A 20,535-nucleotide genomic window follows, 5' to 3' on the forward strand; every position below is an offset into this window, starting at 1 on the left:
GTAGACATCATAAATTGATGTTGTTAATCAATTCCTTTTTGGTGAATATGACGTAAGATAATAATAATATTAAGCAAAAATAAATTTTCTTTATTTACGATAATAGTCTGACCGAGAGCATAGCTAACTTTGCTCCCGGTAGGATTAGTGTCTGCTACAAATCCAGAGGTTAATTTCATGGCTCAGTTTCTCCTAGAGACTGTTTGGCTGGTTCCTTGCTACGCCTTAATAGGTGGACTTTTGGCCATTCCCTGGTCACCAGGAATCATTCGCAGAACGGGACCAAGACCAGCAGGTTATGTCAACTTAATCATGACATTTTTGGCATTAGTTCATAGTGCCTTAGCTTTACAAGTCAGCTGGAATCAAGCACCTCAAGAAATATTTATTCCTTGGCTATCAACCGCAGGCTTAAATCTCACCTTGTCCTTAGAGATTTCTTCCGTCAATATAGGGGCAATGGTAATAGTAACTGGCTTAAATTGGCTAGCGCAAATTTTTGCGATTGGTTACATGGAAATGGATTGGGGTTGGGGACGTTTCTATTCTTTATTAGGATTATTTGAAGGGGGATTATGTGCCCTAGCTTTATGCAATAATCTGTTCTTCAGTTATGTAATTTTGGAAGTTTTGACACTAGGAACTTACCTGTTGGTGGGCTTATGGTTTAGTCAACCTTTGGTGGTAACTGGCGCAAGAGATGCTTTCTTAACAAAACGGGTAGGAGATTTATTCCTGCTAATGGGAGTGTTGGGTTTATGGACTTTATCAGGGACTTGGAATTACACAGATTTGGCACAATGGGCCGCCAACCCTGAAGTAGACCCCACGGTGATTACATTAGTAGGTTTAGCATTAGTTGCCGGGCCCATGGGTAAATGCGCCCAATTTCCCTTGCATTTGTGGTTAGATGAAGCAATGGAAGGCCCTGTTCCCAGTACAATTTTGCGGAACTCAGTGGTAGTTGCTAGTGGCGCATGGGTACTGATTAAACTCCAGCCCGTATTGACTTTATCCCCTGTGGTTTCGTCATTTATTGTAGCCATTGGTGTCGTTACTGCTGTAGGCGCATCGTTAATTGCCATCGCTCAAATTGATGTTAAACGCTGCCTATCTTACTCTGTTAGTGCTTACATGGGCTTGGTGTTCATTGCGGTGGGGGTACAACAAGACGAAACAGCACTGTTGTTAGTACTGACCCACGCTCTCGCATCTGCATTATTGGTAATGAGCACTGGTGGTATCGTCTGGAATAGCATTACCCAAGATGTAACTCAACTTGGCGGCTTGTGGACACGTCGCCCTATTTCCGGGTTAGCTTTTATCGTTGGAACTTTCGGTTTAATTGGTTTCCCACCTTTGGGTAGCTTTTGGGCTTTGCTGAAATTAGCTGATGGACTTTGGCAAACCTCCCCTTGGTTAGTGGTAGTCGTCATCGCAGTCAATCTCTTAACATCTGTAAGTTTAACTAGAGAATTTGGCTTAATCTTTGGTGGTAAAGCTAAACCAATGAGTGAGCGATCGCCTGAAGTTCATTGGCCCATGGTATTGCCCATGATGATTTTATTTGGCTTTGTGTTGCATTTGCCCTTAGTGTTAGAAAGCTTATCACTACTACCAAACTGGGCAACCCTGAACAAAGATGTGGCTTTATTACTGATTGGGTCAAGTATTGTTGGTTGCAGCATTAGCGGGGTAATTTATTTAGGCAATATTCCCAAACCAGTGCGCCTACCTTGGCAAGGTCTACAAAACTTGCTGGCTTACGACTTTTACACACCCAAGCTCTATCGTATGACCGTCATTTTCAGTGTTGCCCAACTTTCTAAGTTTGCTGACATGATTGACAGGTTTGTAGTTGATGGCATCGTCAACTTTGTGGGCTTGTTTTCGCTATTAGGTGGGGAAGGTTTGAAATACAGTAACAATGGACAAACCCAATTTTATGCTTTCACTGTGCTTATGGCAGTGGGGATTTTAGGCGCATGGGTAACTTGGCCATTTTGGGGAGTAAACTTTTTAAGTCTGATTTATTAAATCACCACCAAAATTCATCCCAATTTAGGGGAAACCTGACCAACGCCAATGACCAATTAACTATGTCAAATCTATGCTCAGTGTTCTAATTTTAATACCAATTGTAAGTGCTGTAATTATTGCCTTTTTACCCGGTAAAGCCTTTTCAGCCAGTGGGATTCGGTTAGTAGCTTTAACGGCAGCATTGATAGTTTTACTGTGGAATTTCTTTATTTTGCTGAAATTTGATATCAGTAATCCAGGAATGCAGTTTGAAGAATATCTACCTTGGAATGAAACTTTGGGTTTGAGTTATCACATTGGTGTTGATGGCTTATCAATTTTGATGTTGCTCCTCAATAGTTTACTCACCTGGATTGCTATTTACAGCAGTAACCAAGAAACTGAACGCCCACGACTTTTTTACTCACTAATTTTATTAGTTAGTGGTGGCGTTGCCGGAGCATTTTTAGCGGAGAATTTGTTGTTATTCTTCCTGTTCTATGAACTGGAATTAATTCCTTTCTATTTATTAATTTCCATTTGGGGAGGAGAAAAACGAGCCTATGCCGGCACCAAGTTCTTGATTTATACTGCTGTTTCCGGGACTTTGATTTTAGCCAGCTTCCTAGGCATGGTATTTCTCACTGGTTCTACCAGCTTTGCTTACAACACTATATCCACACAAACACTATCCGCAGGTTTGCAATTCCTGCTCTTGGTGGGAATTATTTTAGGTTTTGGCATTAAAATTCCCTTGGTTCCCTTCCATACCTGGTTACCTGATGCTTATGTTGAAGCTTCTGCACCCATTGCTATTTTGTTGGGTGGGGTGTTGGCGAAATTGGGAACTTATGGACTGTTACGGTTTGCCATGGGGATGTTTCCTCATGCTTGGAATGTCCTAGCTCCCACCTTGGCAATTTGGGGTGCAATTAGTGCAATTTACGGAGCAGTAGTTGCCATTGCCCAAACAGATATTAAGCGTATGGTAGCATACAGTTCCATCGGTCACATGGGTTATGTATTGCTAGCCAGCGCCTCTAGTACGGCTTTGGCATTGGTGGGTGCAGTGGCTCAAATGTTCAGCCACGGTTTGATTTTGGCAATTCTCTTTCATCTCGTAGGAGTGGTGGAGACAAAAGTGGGAACTCGTGAATTAAATAAACTCAATGGTCTAATGAGTCCCATTCGCGGTTTACCTTTAATCAGCGCCTTACTGGTTCTCAGTGGTATGGCCAGTGCTGGTATTCCGGGTTTAACAGGATTTGTGGCAGAATTTATTGTCTTCCAAGGTAGTTTCTCTGTTTTTCCCTTCCCCACCCTATTATGTGTCGCATCTAGTGGCTTAACGGCAGTTTATTTCGTTATCCTCCTCAACCGCACCTGTTTTGGCAAGTTGGATAATAATTTAGCTTACTACCCCAAGGTTTTATGGTCTGAAAAAATACCGGCTTTAATTTTGGCAACTCTAATTATCTTTTTGGGCATACAACCTACTTGGTTAGTACGTTGGACTGAACCAACAAGTACGGCAATGGTAGCGACAATTCACCCTGGTGAAAAAACCTTACTTTCTCAAGTTGCTCTCAAATAGTTAGAAGAATGTCTAAATCAAAATTTAGAGGCGATTACAATGGTACAAGTTCCGAATCATCCCACTGGGAAATTACCTCCTTCCCAACACGAGTTTGCTGACATAATTCATCGGCTAGAAGCTGGGGGCTCCATGTTGCCAGATACCCCAGAAAATTTAATGCAAATTATCGGCATTTATAAAGCTTATGCCGTGCCAATGGATTTCTACTGGCGGGATTTACTGTACATTGCTGAACAGGTATTTTTACAACCATTACCCTTTTTTAAATACTTTCTTCCCCAAGAATATTTGCAACGGCATAATCACTATGCTGGTGATGATGCCGAGTTGAGAGTTTGGCGCGGTGAAGCTACTGCTCATCCAGAACTTTTGGCATTTATACAAAAGGGTGAAACCATGAAAATGCCCAAGCTATTGCATCACTTATTCCATGACCGTATCAATATGGAATTTGCAGAAGCCTGTATGCGGGCAATGCTTTGGCATAGAGGTATGGGTGGTAAATTTGACCCTTACTTGGATACTGAAGAATATAAAGCTAATGCTCATCAAGCAATTAAAGCTTATTTCCAAAGTAATCCATTGATGTTAGGGCTTTATAATCTGTTCCCAGATATGTTTATAGAACAGTGCCGCCAAATGTCTTACTATGCCAATTTGGGGCTATTTTGGGAAGTCATGGCTCCTGTATTCTTTGAAATGTCTGATTTGTATGATGAGGGGAAAATTACCACTGTCCCAGAGGCGATGAATTTTCTAGTCAACGGCATTTTTGCAGTGGCAAATCGTCCTATTTACCATCATGTTTATATTCGTGGTGAATGCTACGAAATTGTTCCTAAATCTAAAGGCTTTGTTTGGCTTTATGAAGCTGCATTACCTTATGTGGAAGCTGTTTTTTATCGCACAGCTCCTTTCCGAGGAACAAAATCATATAACGCTCAAGCCGGACAAGTGCCAACACAGCAAAAAGACTTTCACTATGGAATTCTCTATGCAGATGTATTTCCCGTAGGTACTGCGGGTATTCCACCAACACTGCTCATGCAAGATATGCTGCACTTCTTACCAGAATATCTTGTTGATTACTACAACAGTTATTGTCGCGGAGAAGAAGATATGTTGATTCAGTTAGGAATTAGTTTCCAACGGTCAATGTACAATGTTACCTCTGCCGTTATTCAAGCATTGCGGACTGCACTGTGTCATCCCTTAGATGACCCCGATCCTGAGCATTTACAAGCTAATAGGCAATTCTTTGAGTCTCAGTTAAATCGTTTCACTCGCCCTGAATACAATATGCGTGATGCTGCCCGTTTACGTGATGTTCAAAGACAAGATTATCGTTGAACTTACCTTGGTTATCTTGCACCACAGCAGCCACACAGTAACTTAAGCTTCCCAGAATTTTTAACTACCTTAGGCCAACTTCTCCCGTTGTCCTAACAAAATAACAAGCTTATTGTCCTTCCTTAGACCCAAGGGCAATAACCACCTGGGAAATCCTATCCCAGGGAGAAGTTAATGGTTGCCAGTTACTCATGGTCATGTCTAAGTACAAAATGCTTTACTTAATACTAAGTAATTAGCATTATTTATCACTAACCTTATTTAATAAAGTGTCATGAATAAAATGTTTCATTTTATCCCATAAGAGCTACTATTAATATAGTGCAAGGAGTGGTACCATTTCACCCAAAGTTTGTTACAACTAATTCTGGCAACACTCATGTAAGAGTGGGGTTACCGTGTTTAAATGTTGCACTCAACAAGTAAAATGGTATAAACTTTTACAAAAAGGTACTTGAGTAAAATAAAACCTCAAGTACCTTTTTGTGTATAAAAAAAAATAAGTAATAGTTTCGGCTTTTTATCTGAGGCTTACCAAGAGCTTTGTAGCCTTAAGTCCTGTGAAAATCCAGTGGGCTGCTGCATTTGACATTCCCCCGCCACAATGATTTGCATTGTAGCGGGAAGTTATTGATTCTTAGAAACACGCTTTTTAGTACAAATACCAACGAGTCTTACTGTTTCTCCACAAGGTTGAAATTCTGTGTGTCCCACAGTATCTGTTCACACCATTCTCATCCCTTCTGGTCTTAGATTTCCTGAGAAATTTGGAAAAATCCACTCACTGATGCTTAAATCCAGGAAATCATTCCTATGACCCCACCATCAACATTGACTTAGCTAATTTGGTAGGTGGCAATTTTTTAACCCAAAGGTTTTGAGCTACCATAACTTGGTTATCCTCACATAACTTTCCTGAGAGTTTATGGAGAAAATCTTGTCTTGTATTTGTTATTTTCTCCTGAACTTTAGCAACTACATCCCCTCAAGTTTGACCACTGTAACGTAAGTTCCCTTGCTCCATTAAGATGGGAATAGTCTTACAGCAGATTTCGTTTTTATGAAGTACAAATTATAATCATGAAACTTTTGCCAATGCACAACTTGGACAGTCAACATTCAACAGTCAACATTTCTGCGAATAATGTTTAACCACAACAAATTAACTGGTATGTCTTCTACCCATTCCCATTCATTACCACACTCCATTCCTGTTGAGCAGATTTCCTACGATGAACGAGGTTTAGTACCGACCATTATTCAAGATTATCTAGATGGTACTGTCTTAATGATGGCTTGGATGAGTCAGGAGTCGTTAAAAAAGACTTTAGAAACTGGAGAAACTTGGTTTTGGAGTCGTTCCCGTCAAGAATTATGGCATAAGGGGGCCACTTCTGGCCATATTCAAAAAGTGAAAAGTGTCCGTTATGACTGTGATAGTGATACCCTGCTCATTGGAGTGGAGCAGCTGGGAGATATTGCCTGTCACACTGGTGAACGTAGCTGTTTTCATCGTGTAGAAGGGGCAATTGTTGCACCCCCAGGGGATACATTATCTCAACTGTTTCAAGTCATATGCCACCGCCGTGACCATCCAGTTGAGAGTTCTTACACCTGTAAGTTATTGGCAGGTGGCGATAACAAAATTTTAAAAAAAATCGGTGAAGAAAGCGCCGAAGTTGTAATGGCCTTCAAGGATGACGACCCAGTAGCCATTGCCGGTGAAGTTGCAGATTTACTTTACCACACTCTGGTGGCCTTGGCTCATCATCAAGTGGATTTAAAGTCAGTGTATCGCCACTTGCAAGAACGTCGCCGCTAGGAATGGTGACAACGAAACTATATGGAAGTATACCCTTCCCAACCACCAATGGCTAAATTTTTTTGTAATTCTTATTATTACCTCAAATTTTCCTCACCCATTCCACAAGGTTTCCACAGGTGTTTTGGTAGTTTTCCACAAATGTTCTACGAGTTAATAGGCACTTGCCGTCTTCTTGGGGATTGTTCATTAAGAATAGCAAGGAGCATGGTGCACTGAGTTTTTGTGAAGTTGAGTAACAAAAAATCGGCTATAACCCTTATTCTTACGTCAGGATTTGTGTTTTATACCAAGGAATTTAATATTTCGCAGCATTGACAAACCCACCCCCTCTTGTCGCACAATGATGCGACTAGCTTTTTATAGTCTGTTCCATCACTGACACCAAAAGTCACCTGAGATGCTGCTGTGGATTGTCAGGTAAGCTCAAAACTATTTAAAGCAAATCTCCTTTGCAAGTAACTTGTCTCTCTTGATTAACCTCAGAGAAGGAAAAACTCATGAACGCAACAGTTAGTATCTTCGCAGAAATTCCAGAAGCACTACATGAATCCCTCAAAAATTACCTCGAAACACACCCAGATTGGGATCAAAACCGAGTGCTAACAGCTGCCTTATCCCTGTTTTTACTCCAAAATGGCGATAGCGATCGCCGTGCCGCGCGTGTATATCTAGAAACTTTGTTTCAACGTTGTTAGATATAAATGCCGACACCAATTAACCAGAAACACCAAAGTCCCTGTAAGTAGGTGAAAAAGAATGTTTAACTATGTTGAAAAGATTTTATGGTAGGGTGTGTGGTCCCACAAAGTAGAGCAATCAAGCCCGAAGAACATTTACACCCCTACAAGGCTTTTTTTCCTTGTTACCTTCCCCCCATCAGGTTGATATTTGTTCATGTAGTGGTAGATATTCTCTCCAACTTACTTAAAGGCTGTGTCAACCTGGTTGCCGTCTGAGCATGGGGCACGGTAACCGTGCCCCATGGATCCATATTAATTAAAGCCACCAAGGGATAAAATCAAAAATCAAACCTGTTACATAGGGAAATTTAAACACCGACTAAAAAAAGAGCTATGTGAATACCTGTGCTTTTGGCGCTCTTACAGGGGAAATATATTAAACCCTGAAATTGTTAACAACAGTGAATTAATCATCAAAAAATCTCCAATAAAAACCATGCACTTAGGAATGAGTTTTCAACCGTTCCGAATGAGTGGGGCACTCAAACTTATACCCTACTCCACGTACAGTTTGAATTAGTGCTGGTTGGCTAGCATCGACTTCAATCTTCTTACGAATTTGACCGATGTGTACATCTACAACTCGTTGGTCCCCAACATATTCATAATCCCAGACCTCTTGAATCAGTTCTGCCCGTCGCCAGACTCTACCAGGATGGCTGGCTAAAAAATGCAGCAAGTCAAATTCTAGAGCAGTTAAGGGTATTGATTGGTTGTTAAGTGCGACTTCCCGTCGCGTGGGATCAATCATTAACTTTTCAAACACTAGACGTTTTTGTTCAGTACTGGTTACAATTCGTTGCCGTCTCAAAATTGCTGCTACTCTCACTTCCAACTCACCTAGCCCAAATGGCTTGGTGAGATAGTCGTCAGCACCTTTAGAAAAGCCGCGAATTTTGTCGGCTTCGTCGGTGCGACTAGTCAGCATCAACACAAAAACGCCATTACGACTTTGCATTTCCTGGCAGAGGTTAAACCCAATAACATCTGGTAAGTTCACATCTAAAATTACCAAATCTGGGTTAAATTGCTCAAACATGGCTAAGGCTGTTTTGCCATCCTCAGCAGCCTCTACCTGATAGGTCTGCTTCATCAAAAAGCGTTGGATTAAATTACGGACCGCAGGGTCGTCATCAACTACAAGAATCTTGGCGGGAGCCATGACCATCACTTTACACAAAAGTTCGTAAAATTAACAGGAAGCAGAATTGCGTAAAAACGCGTTTGTAACTTAGGGGGTTATTTAAGACTCTACAGCACTAAGGAATGTATTTCCTGATTATCCAAAATAAAATAATGGTGTAATCAAAATTTCGGCAAATGAAAGTCAGAAAATTTTTCCTGGTAACACCTATAGCTAAGTAGAAATATTGTAATTATTAAACTTGATGTGTAGGAGATTATTCGTGTTTTCAACATTCCCTACAGCAGTTTGTCAACCATAGTGGTGTGATTTGATTAGTGAATTTTTCCTAGAGCTAGGGAACAATGAACAGTGAACAGGAAACAATGCTTTGAATATGTACGGAGTTCTGTATGGCTGGGCTACCCAAGCTATGGAAAATCAAATAGGAGTCCCATAGTAAAGTTAACTTGCCCAGTTAACTGGGGATTGCAAACTTTTTAATTTTCAATCCAGATGTGGCTATGCACCACAACCTATTATGAAGCTAATGCCTAAAGATTTCCTTAACATCTCCCAAATTGCAAAGTTTTGAAACATAAAAGTTAATCTTTTCATCAAAAATGCATTTTAGGTATCTCCAGCTAAAATTATAAACCAGGGGTCTCACTATCTAAGGGCGTGATCCCATACACAGAGTCATCACAATATGTTAAAGTTGACATAGTTGAAAATTCTAAATCAATTCTACTAGCCCGTGTTAGTATCCTTGTAGGATACAAAAATGGGTTAATTTGTTAGTTTTAACAAGATAAAACCTAAAGACCATAGCTGACTAAGGCTAAAGAAAATATAAACTCCCATGAGCGATCAAAATCCCTACGAGAAACTTGGGGTATCAGAAGATGCTAGCTTTGATGAAATTCAGGAAGCTCGTAATCGCCAATTGGAGCGACACATTGGCGATGCAAAAACTTTAGAACTCATCGAAGTCGCTTACGATGCGATTTTAATGGATCGCCTACGGATGCGCCAGGAAGGTAAAATTAAAGTGCCTGAACGCATCAGGTTTCCCGAACTGCGAGTACAATTATCGCCAAAAGAAAATTCCGCCCCCCGGGAGCAGTCCCCTCCATGGCTACAACGAGTCATGGATAAACCCGCCCCCACAGATATACTCTTACCTGGAGCTTGGTATTTGGGTTTAAGCGCCGTTGGTATATTTGCTCAATCCCCAGGGGACCAGGTTTTACAGTTAATTTTGATAGTGGGTACAGGAATTAGTATTTATTTCCTCCAACGCAAGGAAGGTAAATTTGGTAGAGCAATTTTATTAACCCTGGTTGGTTTAATTGTTGGTTTAATCCTCGGCGGCCTACTTGCTGGTTTCCTTTTGCCCCAGATCAACTTTGGGCAATTATCAAATGAACAATTTTCCACAATCCTAACGTTTACATTGTTGTGGCTAATTAGCAGTTTTCTGCGTTAAGGCCATGAGTTTTTTCCATTCTGGATTGATTAAAGGTAATAGATAACCTGGGTTTAACCCTTTGTCTATTACCCATGTAGTTCAATTTAGCGGCGATTCAAGGATAAGTTTGACAGCCGCACTTAAATCCTGAACAATTAAGTCGGGTTCGTAAATTTCTAATTGAGAGCGATGGCGAATACCACACTCCACAGCTATCACCTTAATATTGTACTTTTTAGCAGCAGCGATATCCGCTTCAGTGTCCCCCACCATCCAAGTATCTTCTGCATGGGGAAGTTCCCCTAATGCCCGTTCCATTAACAAGGGCTTATCTTCAATGTCACTGGTTTTAACATAGTCATTTGTCAGGCAATAACAGCGATTTTTTGGGAAAAAACTGTCTAAGTTGTATTTTTTCACAGCGTAATCTAGTTCCCGTACCCGACGCATTGTCATCACAGCCAAATCAATTCCAGCTTGTTGAACTTTTAACAGTGCTTCTACAGCACCAGGGGTAAGGGTGTCATACTGAAAATAACTATCTGTGTGTACTGTTTTTCGGCGCAACTGGGCAAATTCTTGTGCTTGATTAGCATCCAAACCAGAGTTTAAGCCAATTTGTCTTTCAGGAACCCGACATCGCTTCATTTGCCAAAATTCCCCTTTGGAAAGTTGTCGTACAGATTGTTCTGGATATCGGATTTTTTCCAAGCAAAATTGATAAACACGGTAATACCGTTCAGACACATCAATAATCGGGCCGTCGAAGTCAGTGATTAGTCTTAGCATCGGCGGAAATTGTGAATTTTTATGACAATTATCTCATTTGTTGACTAACCCAATGTTTAAAATCTGTCCAAGTGTATTTTCATGACTAATATTTGATTTGTTTACAGCAGATTTCCTTGTGATAAAGTACAAATTATAATCATGAAACTTTTGTGGGGTGGGCATCTTGCACGCCAACACTGTACATCACCACACCGGAAAGTGCTGTATTTGATTTGTTTCCCAACCCCAAAGGAGAAATCCACAGCTATTGCAAAGTACCTCGTTTAATTTGTTCACCTTCCATAGCCTCAAATAAAGCGCGAAAATTACCTTCCCCAAAACCTTTAGCTTGGTAACGACGCTCAATAAACTCAAAGAAAAAAGTCGGTTGTCCAAAAATCGGCTCGGTAAAGATTTGTAACAGTACTGAATTTTGGGTATCTTCTTTCCAATCCACCAAAATTTCCTGCTGGGCAATGGCTTCTAGTTCTACCATGGAAAGGGGGAATCCTCGGCGCTGTTGAATCCGTGAGTAGTAACTTTGGGGAACCGAAAGTAAAGATAGACCACGAGCCCGAAATTGAGCGATCGCACTGACAAGATTAGGTGTCCCCAAAGCGATGTGTTGAATTCCCGGTCCCCGGTTGACATTGAGAAACTCTTGAATTTGGGAATTACTAGAAGCTGGTTCATTTATAGGTAACTGTACGCCGCCATTACGGGAAACCATCACTTGACTATATAAAGCAGAACGCTCAGTTTGAATTTTAAAACTTTGCTGGGGTTGAAAATCTAGAACTTTTTCGTACCAAGCAACAGCGGTTTTTAACTCACCCCCAGGGACATTCAGCACTATGTGATCTATAGCAGTAAAAGTATGGTCTGTTGTTTGTGGTACATAATCCCTTGTCACCCCTGAGACTTCAACCAAGGTATGACTCAACCCCCCCCAAGGAGCAATTTTCCCCCATTTGCGGGAGACATCACCATACTGCTGTGACTTTATGGGTTGGATTACCCTAGCACCGTATTTTTGAGCTAAGGCCATTGCACCTTCCACATCTTCCACTGCAAAAGCCACATCTGCTACCCCTGGTGGATGTTGGTTAAGAAATTCAGCCACCGGACTTTTAGGTAATAAAGCTGAAGATAGCAAAAAGCGAATCGTACCACTGCTCACTACTTCCGTACAAGTGTGCTGGGAAGTCATTCTACTATGTATTGCTGTAAACCCCAGGTGGTTTACAAACCAATCCCGCCAGACTTTGGCATCTTCTACATAAAAATGAACGTGATCGATCTTCATAAATCCTGAGAATCCAGCACAACAGCTTACCTGTTTGTAATTTTTCTCTTTTTTGCTAGATTATCAAGTTTTTCCTTTTTCATCAATCAACATGGCAATATACACTAGATTTTATCTACATCAAACAACTAATAACTGTAAAAATCCCCAACAAAACATTTTGAATTTAGCAAAAATCTAGGCATAACCATTAGATAAAAAATCAATCCAACCACTCAATCAAGACGAGAAAAAATATAGTTACGGGTACGAGAATCCCCAGGGTTAGTAAAGATTTTTGTTGTCAGTCCAAATTCAACCATTTGACTAATCCGATTTTCATTAGTCTGAAAGAAAGCTGTAAAATCAGACAAGCGGCTAACTTGCTGCAAGTTGTGACTAATAATTACCATTGTTATGTCACAGCGTAAACGTAAACTTTGGATTAAGTCTTCAATTTTTATGGTAGCCGTAGTTTGAAGACCAAAGCAAGGCTCATCCATCATGATAATTTTTGGCTTTACTGCTAAAACACGAGCAATGCAAAGTCGTTGTTGTTGACAAATAGAAAGGTCTAAAGCTGATTTATGCAATTTATGTTTCAGTTCATCCCACAGATCAGCATCCCTAAGAGCAGATTCAACAATTGCGTCTAATTCTGCTTTTGGTCGCCACCCCACTATTTTCACCCCATAAGCCACATTATCGTAAATACTCATGGGAAAAAGATTGGGCTTAGGCAGTATCATACTAACTTGGCGGCGTAACCTATTTAAGTTGACCCGACGCTCATAAATATTTTGATTAAAAAATTCTACCCTTCCTTCTACCCTTCCTTCCGCTTCTAATTCAATCATGCGATTGAGACATTTAATAAAAGTAGATTTACCACAACCACTAGAGCCAATAATCGCAGTGACTTTGTTCTGGTAAATATCCATTGATATATCTTCAAATATTTTGCAGTTATTGTAGTAAAAACTGAGATTTTTAACTCTAATAGCTGGAACTAGTTGATTCATGCTCTAAAAAAATGTATAAAAAATATCCACTAAACAAAGCGACAAAAGCAAGTAGTGATATTTGGTGATGTATCACTGGCCCATCAACTTATTTTCCACTTCCTTGTCTTACTCTTGTGTTAAAACCCATAATTGTGTTGCATTAAAGGTAACTCCTCATTTAATAATCAAAGAAATATGTTATGGCAATATCTTGGCCTTAAACCTTAAACTCCTCTTAAATTAGTCTATTAACTTACCTCACACCTCATTTGTAAACTTTTACCTCTATACTTCAATATATTTGCGGATTATTCTTCATTAATGGCAGATTAGAGTAACAGTATGTTTGTAGTGTAAACATTAGTAGCCCACATGTCTAGAATAGATAAATCAGCCTTCATCTGAGTAAGTACAAAGGCAACCACCATGTCCACCCCTAAAAGAAATAACACCCTGAAACTCCGAAAATTTTCGGGTTTCCAAGGTGTTGCCAGTAAGCTTTATGCTTTAATACATTTAAGCTTCCCTTCAGGAGAAGCCAAGGCGGGTTAGTTCAGCCAAAAAGTCCAGAAACATAGTCACTAGTACGAGAATCTAGCGGATTATGAAATATTTGATTTGTCACACCAAATTCAACCATTTGACCAATACGACTTTCATCGGTACTGAAAAAAGCTGTGAAATCTGAAACACGAGTAGCTTGCTGCATATTGTGGGTCACAATAGCAATAGTAAATTCAGAGCGCAGACTATGAATTAGTTCCTCAATTTTCATGGTAGCAATGGGGTCAAGAGCCGAACAAGGCTCATCCATTAGCAACACCTTTGGTTTAACAGCTAAAGCACGAGCAATGCATAGGCGCTGTTGTTGACCACCGGAAAGACCTAAAGCTGATTTATTCAGCTTATCCTTAACTTCATCCCACAGAGCAGCTCCTTTCAAAGCTGTTTCAACCACCCCATCTAATTGTCTTGAGGAAGATTTTCCAGCTATTCTCATCCCATAAGCCACATTTTCATAAATGCTCATGGGAAAAGGATTTGGTTTCTGAAATACCATACCAATTTGGCGCCGTAGTCGATTTAAGTTAATGCGGGGGTCATAAATATTCTGACCAAAAAATTCCACACTTCCTTCTACTTTCACCGAACCCTCTAATTCGCCAATGCGATTTAGACTTTTAATGAAAGTTGATTTACCACAACCACTAGGGCCAATGAGCGCCGTCACTTGATTTTGATAAATATCTAATGAAATTTTATCAATTACTTTAGTAGTGCCGTAGTAAAAGCTCAGATTTTTGACTTGAATAGCAGGAATTAATGCGTTCATCTTCTAGGTTAAATTTTTGAGATTAACTTACTATCAAAGGTTAAAACTTTAACTTTCACCTACTTTTTCTCTTACGAGTAACTAAGCGAGAGACAATATTGACACACAAAACCAAGCTGAGTAACACTATGGAAGTAGTCCAAACCAATTCATGTTTTTGCGGGTCGGGGTCATTATAAAGGTTAAAAATCAATACTGGTAAGGAAGCCGTTGGGTTGAGTAATCCCGATGACCAATCTAAGCTAAACAAAGCCGTAAATAGTAAAGGCGCTGTTTCCCCAGCAGCACGAGCCACGGCTAAAAGAGCACCTGTGGTAATTGTAGGAATAGCAGCAGCAATTACCACACGAAAGGTAGTTTGAAAACGATTACCCCCCAAAGCTGCGGAAGCTAAACGCTGCTCCACCGGTACTAACTTTAACGCTTCTTCCGTTGTCAGCACAATCACAGGTAACATAATTGTGGCTAAAGCAAACCCACCAGCCACCGCACTAAATTTTTTGGTCAATAAAACTATAACACCATAAGCGAATACACCCACAACAATAGAAGGAACACCAGTGAGAATCTTGGTGATAAAGCGAACAAAATTCACTGCTGGGTGAGTACGTCCAAATTCCGCTAAAAATACCCCCGTTAATATACCTAGGGGAACACTTAATACCGCGCCAATGGCAACTATTTTTGCTGTTCCCACAATAGCATTGCCAAATCCAAAATCAATTACAGAATTGACAAACATTTCCGCCTTGATACCAGATAATCCCCTGGCGAGGATTTCCCACAAAATAGATACTAAAGGAATTAAAGCTAACAATGTTAATCCCAAGGCCAGGACATTCATTAAATAAGTAAAAAACTGCCTGGACTGTGGTAACGGTCTAAATAACTCCCTAGCTAAAGATTGATTTATTGCCGATTTTTGAGAACTATCCATAATTATGAATATTTGTTTATGACTATTTTGATTTCAATTTACTCATCCCATCAAGAGCGATTTTTATTACGCACCCACTGTATCAGCAGAACAGCACCAATATTCACCGCTAAAGTCACTCCAAACAAAACTAATCCCAGGTAAGTTAAAGCACCAATGTGCAACCCCTGTTCAGCTTCTGCAAACTCATTAGCTATGACAGAAGGTATGGTATAAGCCGGATCTAATAAAGAAGCACTAATTTGAGCAGAATTACCAATCACCATAGTCACGGCCATTGTTTCCCCCAAGGCTCTACCCAAAGCCAGCATTGCTGCACTGATAATCCCGGAAAATGCAGCAGGTAGCAACACTCTAAAAATTGTTTCCCAACGAGTACTACCCAAAGCCATAGATGCACTACGTAATTCTTTAGGGGTAGCCAGTAATACATCACGGCTAATTGCTGCCATTGTGGGCAAAATCATAATGGCTAGAATAATTCCCGCCGTTAACATATTTGTTCCCACGGGGAATTCTGTATTAAATAGCGGTATCCACCTTAAATATTCACTTAGCCCGGCTTGTAATGGTTCTAAAAACGGAATAAAAATAAAAGTTCCCCATAAACCAACAATCACACTGGGAATTGCGGCAATTAATTCAATCATCAATGCCAGAATTGTTTGTATTGACCCAGGTAAAAAATTTTCGCTAGTTACTAAAGCCACTGCTAAACCCACAGGGAAAGCAAGTAAAATTGCGATGGCACTGGTCACCAAGGTGCCATAAATATAAGGTAAAGCACCAAATATCTCATTACCCACATCCCAATCCCTACCCCACAAAAAACTAATGCCAAACTTAGCAATAGCCGGGCGAGCTTCTTGAAAAATAATCCAACTCATTACAAATAGCACCGCCACAGTGATAGCTGCGGAAGCATACACCAGCCATGTAAATCCTTGGTCAGACCAACCCTTAATATTTTCCTTAGCTATCAATTCGATGTATTCATCATTTGATAATGATTCATCTTCAGGGGAATTAAACGAATTTTTCATGAAAAACTCAGAATATTACAGTTTTTTCTCTGATTAAGTTAAATTTACTTTTTGGATAGTCCATAAACAAACTTTCTTAGGTTGACTTAAACAGTTCCCAGGGATTTTGCCAACATCAACTCCTAGCATCACCCTTAGAGTCTGCATTAATCTTGAAACCATCAGAAGTTTTATAAACTCCGCCACTTACTCCCTGGTGTCCACCTTCGGTTTTTTCACCGAATTTAGGCACAAAATCAGTCCTTGGGAGCGAATAACAAACAAGTTCGCTCCCTGGTACTTCCTCCACTAGCTAAAGCCAATTAGCCTTGGTACTTTAGGAGGAATTTTGTTGTAATTATGGTTTAACAGTACTATTCACTGTTTGTAATACCCGATTAGCCACTGCAGAAGGAATTCTGGTGTAGTTAAGGTCATCATTGAACTGTTGACCGTCTGTCAATACCCAGTTAATCCATTTTTTAACAGCCTCAGACTTAGCGGCATTAGGATATTGTTTATAAACCATCATCCAGGTAAGACCCACAATAGGATAACCTTTTTCTGGATCTCCCACAAAGGTGCGGTAGTTACTAGGGAAATTAACCGATGACAAAGCTGTGTTTGCAGACTGCAAAGAAGGAGACACAAATTCCCCTGACTTATTTTGCAACTGTGCTGATCTCAGCCTGTTTTGGGTAGCGTAGGAATATTCCACATAACCAATGGAACCTGGAGTACGAGCTACTATAGCAGCTACACCGGGGTTACCCTTACCTTTAAGAACATTAGGCAAAGTCCACTTAGGAGCAGTGCCGGTGCCAATTCTACCCTTAAAATAAGGACTAATTGAACTCAAATGGTTAGTAAAAATGAAAGTTGTACCACTACCATCCGCACGAACAGCAAATCTAATTGGCTGGTTGGGTAAATTTACACCAGGATTATCAGCTTTAATTTTGGGGTCGTTCCAGTTGGTAATTTGACCAGAAAAAACAGCCGGTAAAGTACCACGAGATAATCTGAGATTATTAACACCCGGCACATTATAAACCACAGAAACCGCACCACCTGCTGTAGGTACTAAAATCACACCATTTTTGACCTTAGCCATATCAGCATCTGTCATAGCAGCATCGCTAGCACCAAAGTCAACGGTTCCTGCAATTGTTTGACGAATACCTCCGCCACTACCAATTGCTTGGTAGTTGACTTTCATACTTGGAAATTTCTTTCTTACTTCACGAGCGTATCTTTCATACAAAGGCGCTGGAAAAGTTGCTCCCGCACCATTGATAGATTGAGCTTGAGCTTGAGCAGGTGCAGCCAAAACAGAACCAATGGCCACAGCAGCTGTTAGCGCTGAAGTGGTAAATGCTCTGTGCAAAGTGGTGGTTGAAAAATTCATATTACCTCGGATTGTGAGCATTAACTTTTTGTTTAATTCACACCTTTGACTAAGTAAATTTATTTATAATTAAGGCTAGATTAAGCTTTACTTAACAATAGGGTAATTTATAGTTAAAACTTATCGGTATAAAAATATCGGGACTAATTTTTTCTCAATAACTAACTTTATTACAGTGGATTTTGTTCTTATGAGGTACAAATTATAATCATGAAAACTTTGTGCATTAGGCATCTTGCCCGCCATTAGTGTAACTCACCACACCAAAAACCCCTGTACTTATAGAAAAAGAAACCGATATTTGACTGACAAGTGAATTTTTATAGCAAAATTTGACTATTGGCTAGATGCCCAGAAATGTTGAATCCTGGGATAAAAATTTACAATTTTTGCGTTTTACCCAGATAAAGTTCATTGTCTATTAAGAATAGAGTCATTAATTGCTCAAATTTTGTATCACCGACGCAGAACTTGGACAGTCAACAGTGAACATTTACGGCTTTTACCATACTTTACCGGAAGGGTTAAAGCCCCACTAGAACCAGCAATCACATTAGTTGCTTCCTCAAACAGGAAACCTAGCAGGTGTATATTAATACACACACCTGCCGAAAGTGCATACTGATAATAGCCATGTTTGACGAGGTAGTGCTTATTTGTAACAAATAACGCCTATCTGGAATTAGCATAGCTAAATCAGCGCAACTTAATAGTTAAGGTCAATGTATTAATAGGTTAAGTTACTGTTAAACCAACCTACAGCACTTTTCAAACAAATAAAGTACAAATCATAATCATGAAACTTTCGGGGGTGGCTATGTTCCCCGGCAATACTGTACCTCCTTGGTTCTGTAGCGCGGAAAGCTTCAATACTCCACAATTAATTAAGAAGATGCTTTACGTTTCTTCAATATTCTAATTTGTGATAACAATGGCCAGAGACTTACGAGGATTCATTAAAATTTTAGAAGAAAGAGGACAATTAAAGAGAATTTCGGCTTTAGTTGACCCAGAGCTAGAAATTGCCGAGATTTGCAACCGGATGTTGCAACAAGGCGGACCAGGGTTACTCTTTGAGAATGTCAAAGGAGCATCATTCCCAGTGGCGGTGAACTTGATGGGAACCGTGGAAAGAATATGCTGGGCCATGAATATGGAGCATCCACAGGAATTAGAAACTTTGGGTAAAAAGCTCAGTATGCTCCAACAACCAAAACCCCCAAAAAAGATTTCCCAAGCCATAGACTTCGGCAAAGTCCTATTTGATGTCATCAAAGCTAAACCAGGACGAGATTTTTTCCCGCCTTGTCAGCAGGTGGTAATTTCTGGCGATGATTTGGATTTAAATAAGTTACCCCTAATACGTCCTTATGTCGGTGATGCTGGCAAAATTATCACCCTAGGATTAGTAATTACAAAAGATTGTGAAACAGGTACACCTAATGTAGGTGTATATCGATTACAACTGCAATCTCCAAATACCATGACCGTTCACTGGTTATCAGTGCGGGGGGGAGCTAGGCATTTACGCAAAGCTGCCCAATGTGGGAAAAAATTAGAAGTAGCCATTGCACTGGGTGTAGATCCTTTAATTATCATGGCAGCTGCCACACCCATTCCTGTAGATTTATCAGAATGGTTGTTTGCTGGACTTTATGGCGGTTCCGGTGTCAACTTAGCAAAATGTAAAACTGTAGATTTAGAAGTACCCGCAGATTCAGAATTTGTCTTAGAAGGCACCATCACCCCAGGAGAAGTATTACCTGATGGTCCCTTTGGTGACCATATGGGCTACTACGGTGGTGTGGAAGATTCCCCATTAATCCGCTTTCAATGTATGACCCACCGCAAAAATCCCATTTATCTCACCACATTTAGCGGTCGTCCACCTAAAGAAGAAGCCATGATGGCCATCGCCCTCAATCGAATTTACACTCCTATTTTGCGACAACAAGTTTCAGAAATTGTGGATTTCTTCTTACCAATGGAAGCCTTAAGTTACAAAGCAGCCATTATCTCCATTGACAAAGCATATCCAGGACAAGGGCGACGAGCTGCTTTAGCATTTTGGAGTGCATTACCCCAATTTACCTACACCAAGTTTGTCATTGTGGTAGATAAAAATATTAACATTCGCGACCCACGTCAAGTAGTGTGGGCCATTAGTTCCAAAGTTGACCCCACCAGAGATGTATTTATTTTACCCAATACACCCTTTGACAGCTTAGACTTTGCCAGTGAAAAAATTGGTTTAGGTGGACGTATGGGAATTGACGCCACCACCAAAATTCCCCCAGAAACCGATCATCAATGGGGTTTACCTTTGGAATCACATCCAGATACAGCAGCCATGGTAGATAGACGGTGGGCTGAATATGGTTTAGCAGATTTAAAGTTAGGGGAAGTAGATCCCAATTTGTTCGGGTATGATATGCACCATCCCCCTTCCAGATGAAAAAACTTTCCTGGTAAGGTAATTTTCCTGGTCAAACAACTCCATCAAACCCCACTTCAGACATGAGTGCGAACCTAGGATAAAGATACATCAAAAATTCCATAACTAACCATAGCCCCATGTGGAAGAGGTATCTTCTACATGGGGTATATAATTTTATCCGTCCCCATGACCCAAGCAAACCCTTATTAAAAA

General features: G+C 40.3%; 16 protein-coding genes. 7 read left to right on the top strand and 9 right to left on the bottom strand.

The genetic code is table 11. The features are described from left to right. Positions 1-23 precede the first annotated feature (23 nt). Positions 24-179 carry a hypothetical protein gene (locus tag NWP25_RS13520; RefSeq protein WP_280657443.1) on the bottom strand — a complete coding sequence of 52 codons (156 nt, stop codon included), beginning with the start codon at positions 177-179 and terminating at the stop codon, positions 24-26. Between NWP25_RS13520 and NWP25_RS13525 the strand changes: the two genes are divergently transcribed. The 5 genes from NWP25_RS13525 (at position 178) to NWP25_RS13545 (ending at position 7,486) form a co-directional block, all read left to right on the top strand. Beyond that, on the top strand, positions 178-2,037 hold the full coding sequence (locus NWP25_RS13525; RefSeq protein WP_280650961.1) for an NAD(P)H-quinone oxidoreductase subunit F: 1,860 nt from the start codon (positions 178-180) through the stop codon (positions 2,035-2,037). The genes NWP25_RS13520 and NWP25_RS13525 overlap by 2 nt on opposite strands. A gap of 73 nt (positions 2,038-2,110) precedes the next feature. Further along, positions 2,111-3,613 carry an NADH-quinone oxidoreductase subunit M gene (locus tag NWP25_RS13530; RefSeq protein ID WP_280650962.1) on the top strand — a complete coding sequence of 501 codons (1,503 nt, stop codon included), beginning with the start codon at positions 2,111-2,113 and terminating at the stop codon, positions 3,611-3,613. A gap of 39 nt (positions 3,614-3,652) precedes the next feature. Continuing rightward, entirely contained in the window at positions 3,653-4,966 is a 1,314-nt protein-coding gene (locus tag NWP25_RS13535; RefSeq protein WP_280650963.1) for a CO2 hydration protein, read from the top strand. Positions 4,967-6,137: 1,171 nt separating this feature from the next. Then, on the top strand, positions 6,138-6,788 hold the full coding sequence (gene hisIE, locus NWP25_RS13540; RefSeq protein ID WP_280650964.1) for a bifunctional phosphoribosyl-AMP cyclohydrolase/phosphoribosyl-ATP diphosphatase HisIE: 651 nt from the start codon (positions 6,138-6,140) through the stop codon (positions 6,786-6,788). Between the two features lie 500 nt (positions 6,789-7,288). Beyond that, a complete protein-coding gene (locus tag NWP25_RS13545) occupies positions 7,289-7,486 on the top strand; it encodes a DUF2811 domain-containing protein (protein ID WP_280650965.1) in 198 nt (65 codons plus the stop codon). Between the two features lie 487 nt (positions 7,487-7,973). Here the strand turns inward: NWP25_RS13545 and NWP25_RS13550 are convergent, their stop codons facing one another. Further along, positions 7,974-8,693 carry a response regulator transcription factor gene (locus tag NWP25_RS13550; protein ID WP_280650966.1) on the bottom strand — a complete coding sequence of 240 codons (720 nt, stop codon included), beginning with the start codon at positions 8,691-8,693 and terminating at the stop codon, positions 7,974-7,976. Between the two features lie 823 nt (positions 8,694-9,516). Here NWP25_RS13550 and NWP25_RS13555 point away from each other — a divergent pair. After that, a complete protein-coding gene (locus NWP25_RS13555) occupies positions 9,517-10,143 on the top strand; it encodes a CPP1-like family protein (protein WP_280650967.1) in 627 nt (208 codons plus the stop codon). Positions 10,144-10,224: 81 nt separating this feature from the next. Here the strand turns inward: NWP25_RS13555 and NWP25_RS13560 are convergent, their stop codons facing one another. The 7 genes from NWP25_RS13560 to pstS form a co-directional block, all read right to left on the bottom strand. After that, positions 10,225-10,914, bottom strand: a complete 690-nt coding sequence (locus NWP25_RS13560; RefSeq protein ID WP_280650968.1) for an HAD family hydrolase — start codon at positions 10,912-10,914, stop codon at positions 10,225-10,227. Positions 10,915-11,161: 247 nt separating this feature from the next. Continuing rightward, positions 11,162-12,202: a 4-hydroxyphenylpyruvate dioxygenase gene (gene hppD, locus NWP25_RS13565; protein WP_280650969.1), complete on the bottom strand. Its 1,041-nt coding sequence runs from the start codon at positions 12,200-12,202 to the stop codon at positions 11,162-11,164. A gap of 215 nt (positions 12,203-12,417) precedes the next feature. Further along, complete coding sequence (locus NWP25_RS13570; protein ID WP_280699593.1) at positions 12,418-13,203, bottom strand: phosphate ABC transporter ATP-binding protein; 786 nt, start codon at positions 13,201-13,203, stop codon at positions 12,418-12,420. Positions 13,204-13,738: 535 nt separating this feature from the next. Next, the gene (gene pstB, locus NWP25_RS13575; RefSeq protein ID WP_280650971.1) at positions 13,739-14,518 is read right to left on the bottom strand and encodes a phosphate ABC transporter ATP-binding protein PstB; all 780 of its coding nucleotides are present in this window, start codon (positions 14,516-14,518) and stop codon (positions 13,739-13,741) included. Between the two features lie 55 nt (positions 14,519-14,573). Then, complete coding sequence (pstA, locus tag NWP25_RS13580) at positions 14,574-15,455, bottom strand: phosphate ABC transporter permease PstA (protein WP_280650972.1); 882 nt, start codon at positions 15,453-15,455, stop codon at positions 14,574-14,576. Between the two features lie 50 nt (positions 15,456-15,505). Then, a complete protein-coding gene (gene pstC, locus NWP25_RS13585; protein ID WP_280650973.1) occupies positions 15,506-16,498 on the bottom strand; it encodes a phosphate ABC transporter permease subunit PstC in 993 nt (330 codons plus the stop codon). A 337-nt stretch (positions 16,499-16,835) separates the two neighbouring features. Then, entirely contained in the window at positions 16,836-17,885 is a 1,050-nt protein-coding gene (gene pstS / locus NWP25_RS13590) for a phosphate ABC transporter substrate-binding protein PstS (protein WP_280650974.1), read from the bottom strand. A gap of 931 nt (positions 17,886-18,816) precedes the next feature. Between pstS and NWP25_RS13595 the strand changes: the two genes are divergently transcribed. Then, on the top strand, positions 18,817-20,340 hold the full coding sequence (locus tag NWP25_RS13595) for a UbiD family decarboxylase (RefSeq protein ID WP_280650975.1): 1,524 nt from the start codon (positions 18,817-18,819) through the stop codon (positions 20,338-20,340). The last annotated feature ends 195 nt before the right edge of the window (positions 20,341-20,535 follow it).

This window comes from Umezakia ovalisporum Ak1311 (assembly GCF_029891685.1).
In the GTDB taxonomy this organism is placed as follows: Bacteria; Cyanobacteriota; Cyanobacteriia; order Cyanobacteriales; family Nostocaceae; genus Umezakia; species Umezakia ovalisporum.

Coding starts and splice junctions, on each gene's coding strand:
- NWP25_RS13525 (WP_280650961.1), top strand. CDS start 178: ATGGCTCAGTTTCTCCTAGAGACTGTTTGGCTGGTTCCTTGCTACGCC.
- NWP25_RS13520 (WP_280657443.1), bottom strand. CDS start 179: ATGAAATTAACCTCTGGATTTGTAGCAGACACTAATCCTACCGGGAGC.
- NWP25_RS13530 (WP_280650962.1), top strand. CDS start 2,111: ATGCTCAGTGTTCTAATTTTAATACCAATTGTAAGTGCTGTAATTATT.
- NWP25_RS13535 (WP_280650963.1), top strand. CDS start 3,653: ATGGTACAAGTTCCGAATCATCCCACTGGGAAATTACCTCCTTCCCAA.
- hisIE (WP_280650964.1), top strand. CDS start 6,138: ATGTCTTCTACCCATTCCCATTCATTACCACACTCCATTCCTGTTGAG.
- NWP25_RS13545 (WP_280650965.1), top strand. CDS start 7,289: ATGAACGCAACAGTTAGTATCTTCGCAGAAATTCCAGAAGCACTACAT.
- NWP25_RS13550 (WP_280650966.1), bottom strand. CDS start 8,693: ATGGCTCCCGCCAAGATTCTTGTAGTTGATGACGACCCTGCGGTCCGT.
- NWP25_RS13555 (WP_280650967.1), top strand. CDS start 9,517: ATGAGCGATCAAAATCCCTACGAGAAACTTGGGGTATCAGAAGATGCT.
- NWP25_RS13560 (WP_280650968.1), bottom strand. CDS start 10,914: ATGCTAAGACTAATCACTGACTTCGACGGCCCGATTATTGATGTGTCT.
- hppD (WP_280650969.1), bottom strand. CDS start 12,202: ATGAAGATCGATCACGTTCATTTTTATGTAGAAGATGCCAAAGTCTGG.
- NWP25_RS13570 (WP_280699593.1), bottom strand. CDS start 13,203: ATGAATCAACTAGTTCCAGCTATTAGAGTTAAAAATCTCAGTTTTTAC.
- pstB (WP_280650971.1), bottom strand. CDS start 14,518: ATGAACGCATTAATTCCTGCTATTCAAGTCAAAAATCTGAGCTTTTAC.
- pstA (WP_280650972.1), bottom strand. CDS start 15,455: ATGGATAGTTCTCAAAAATCGGCAATAAATCAATCTTTAGCTAGGGAG.
- pstC (WP_280650973.1), bottom strand. CDS start 16,498: ATGAAAAATTCGTTTAATTCCCCTGAAGATGAATCATTATCAAATGAT.
- pstS (WP_280650974.1), bottom strand. CDS start 17,885: ATGAATTTTTCAACCACCACTTTGCACAGAGCATTTACCACTTCAGCG.
- NWP25_RS13595 (WP_280650975.1), top strand. CDS start 18,817: ATGGCCAGAGACTTACGAGGATTCATTAAAATTTTAGAAGAAAGAGGA.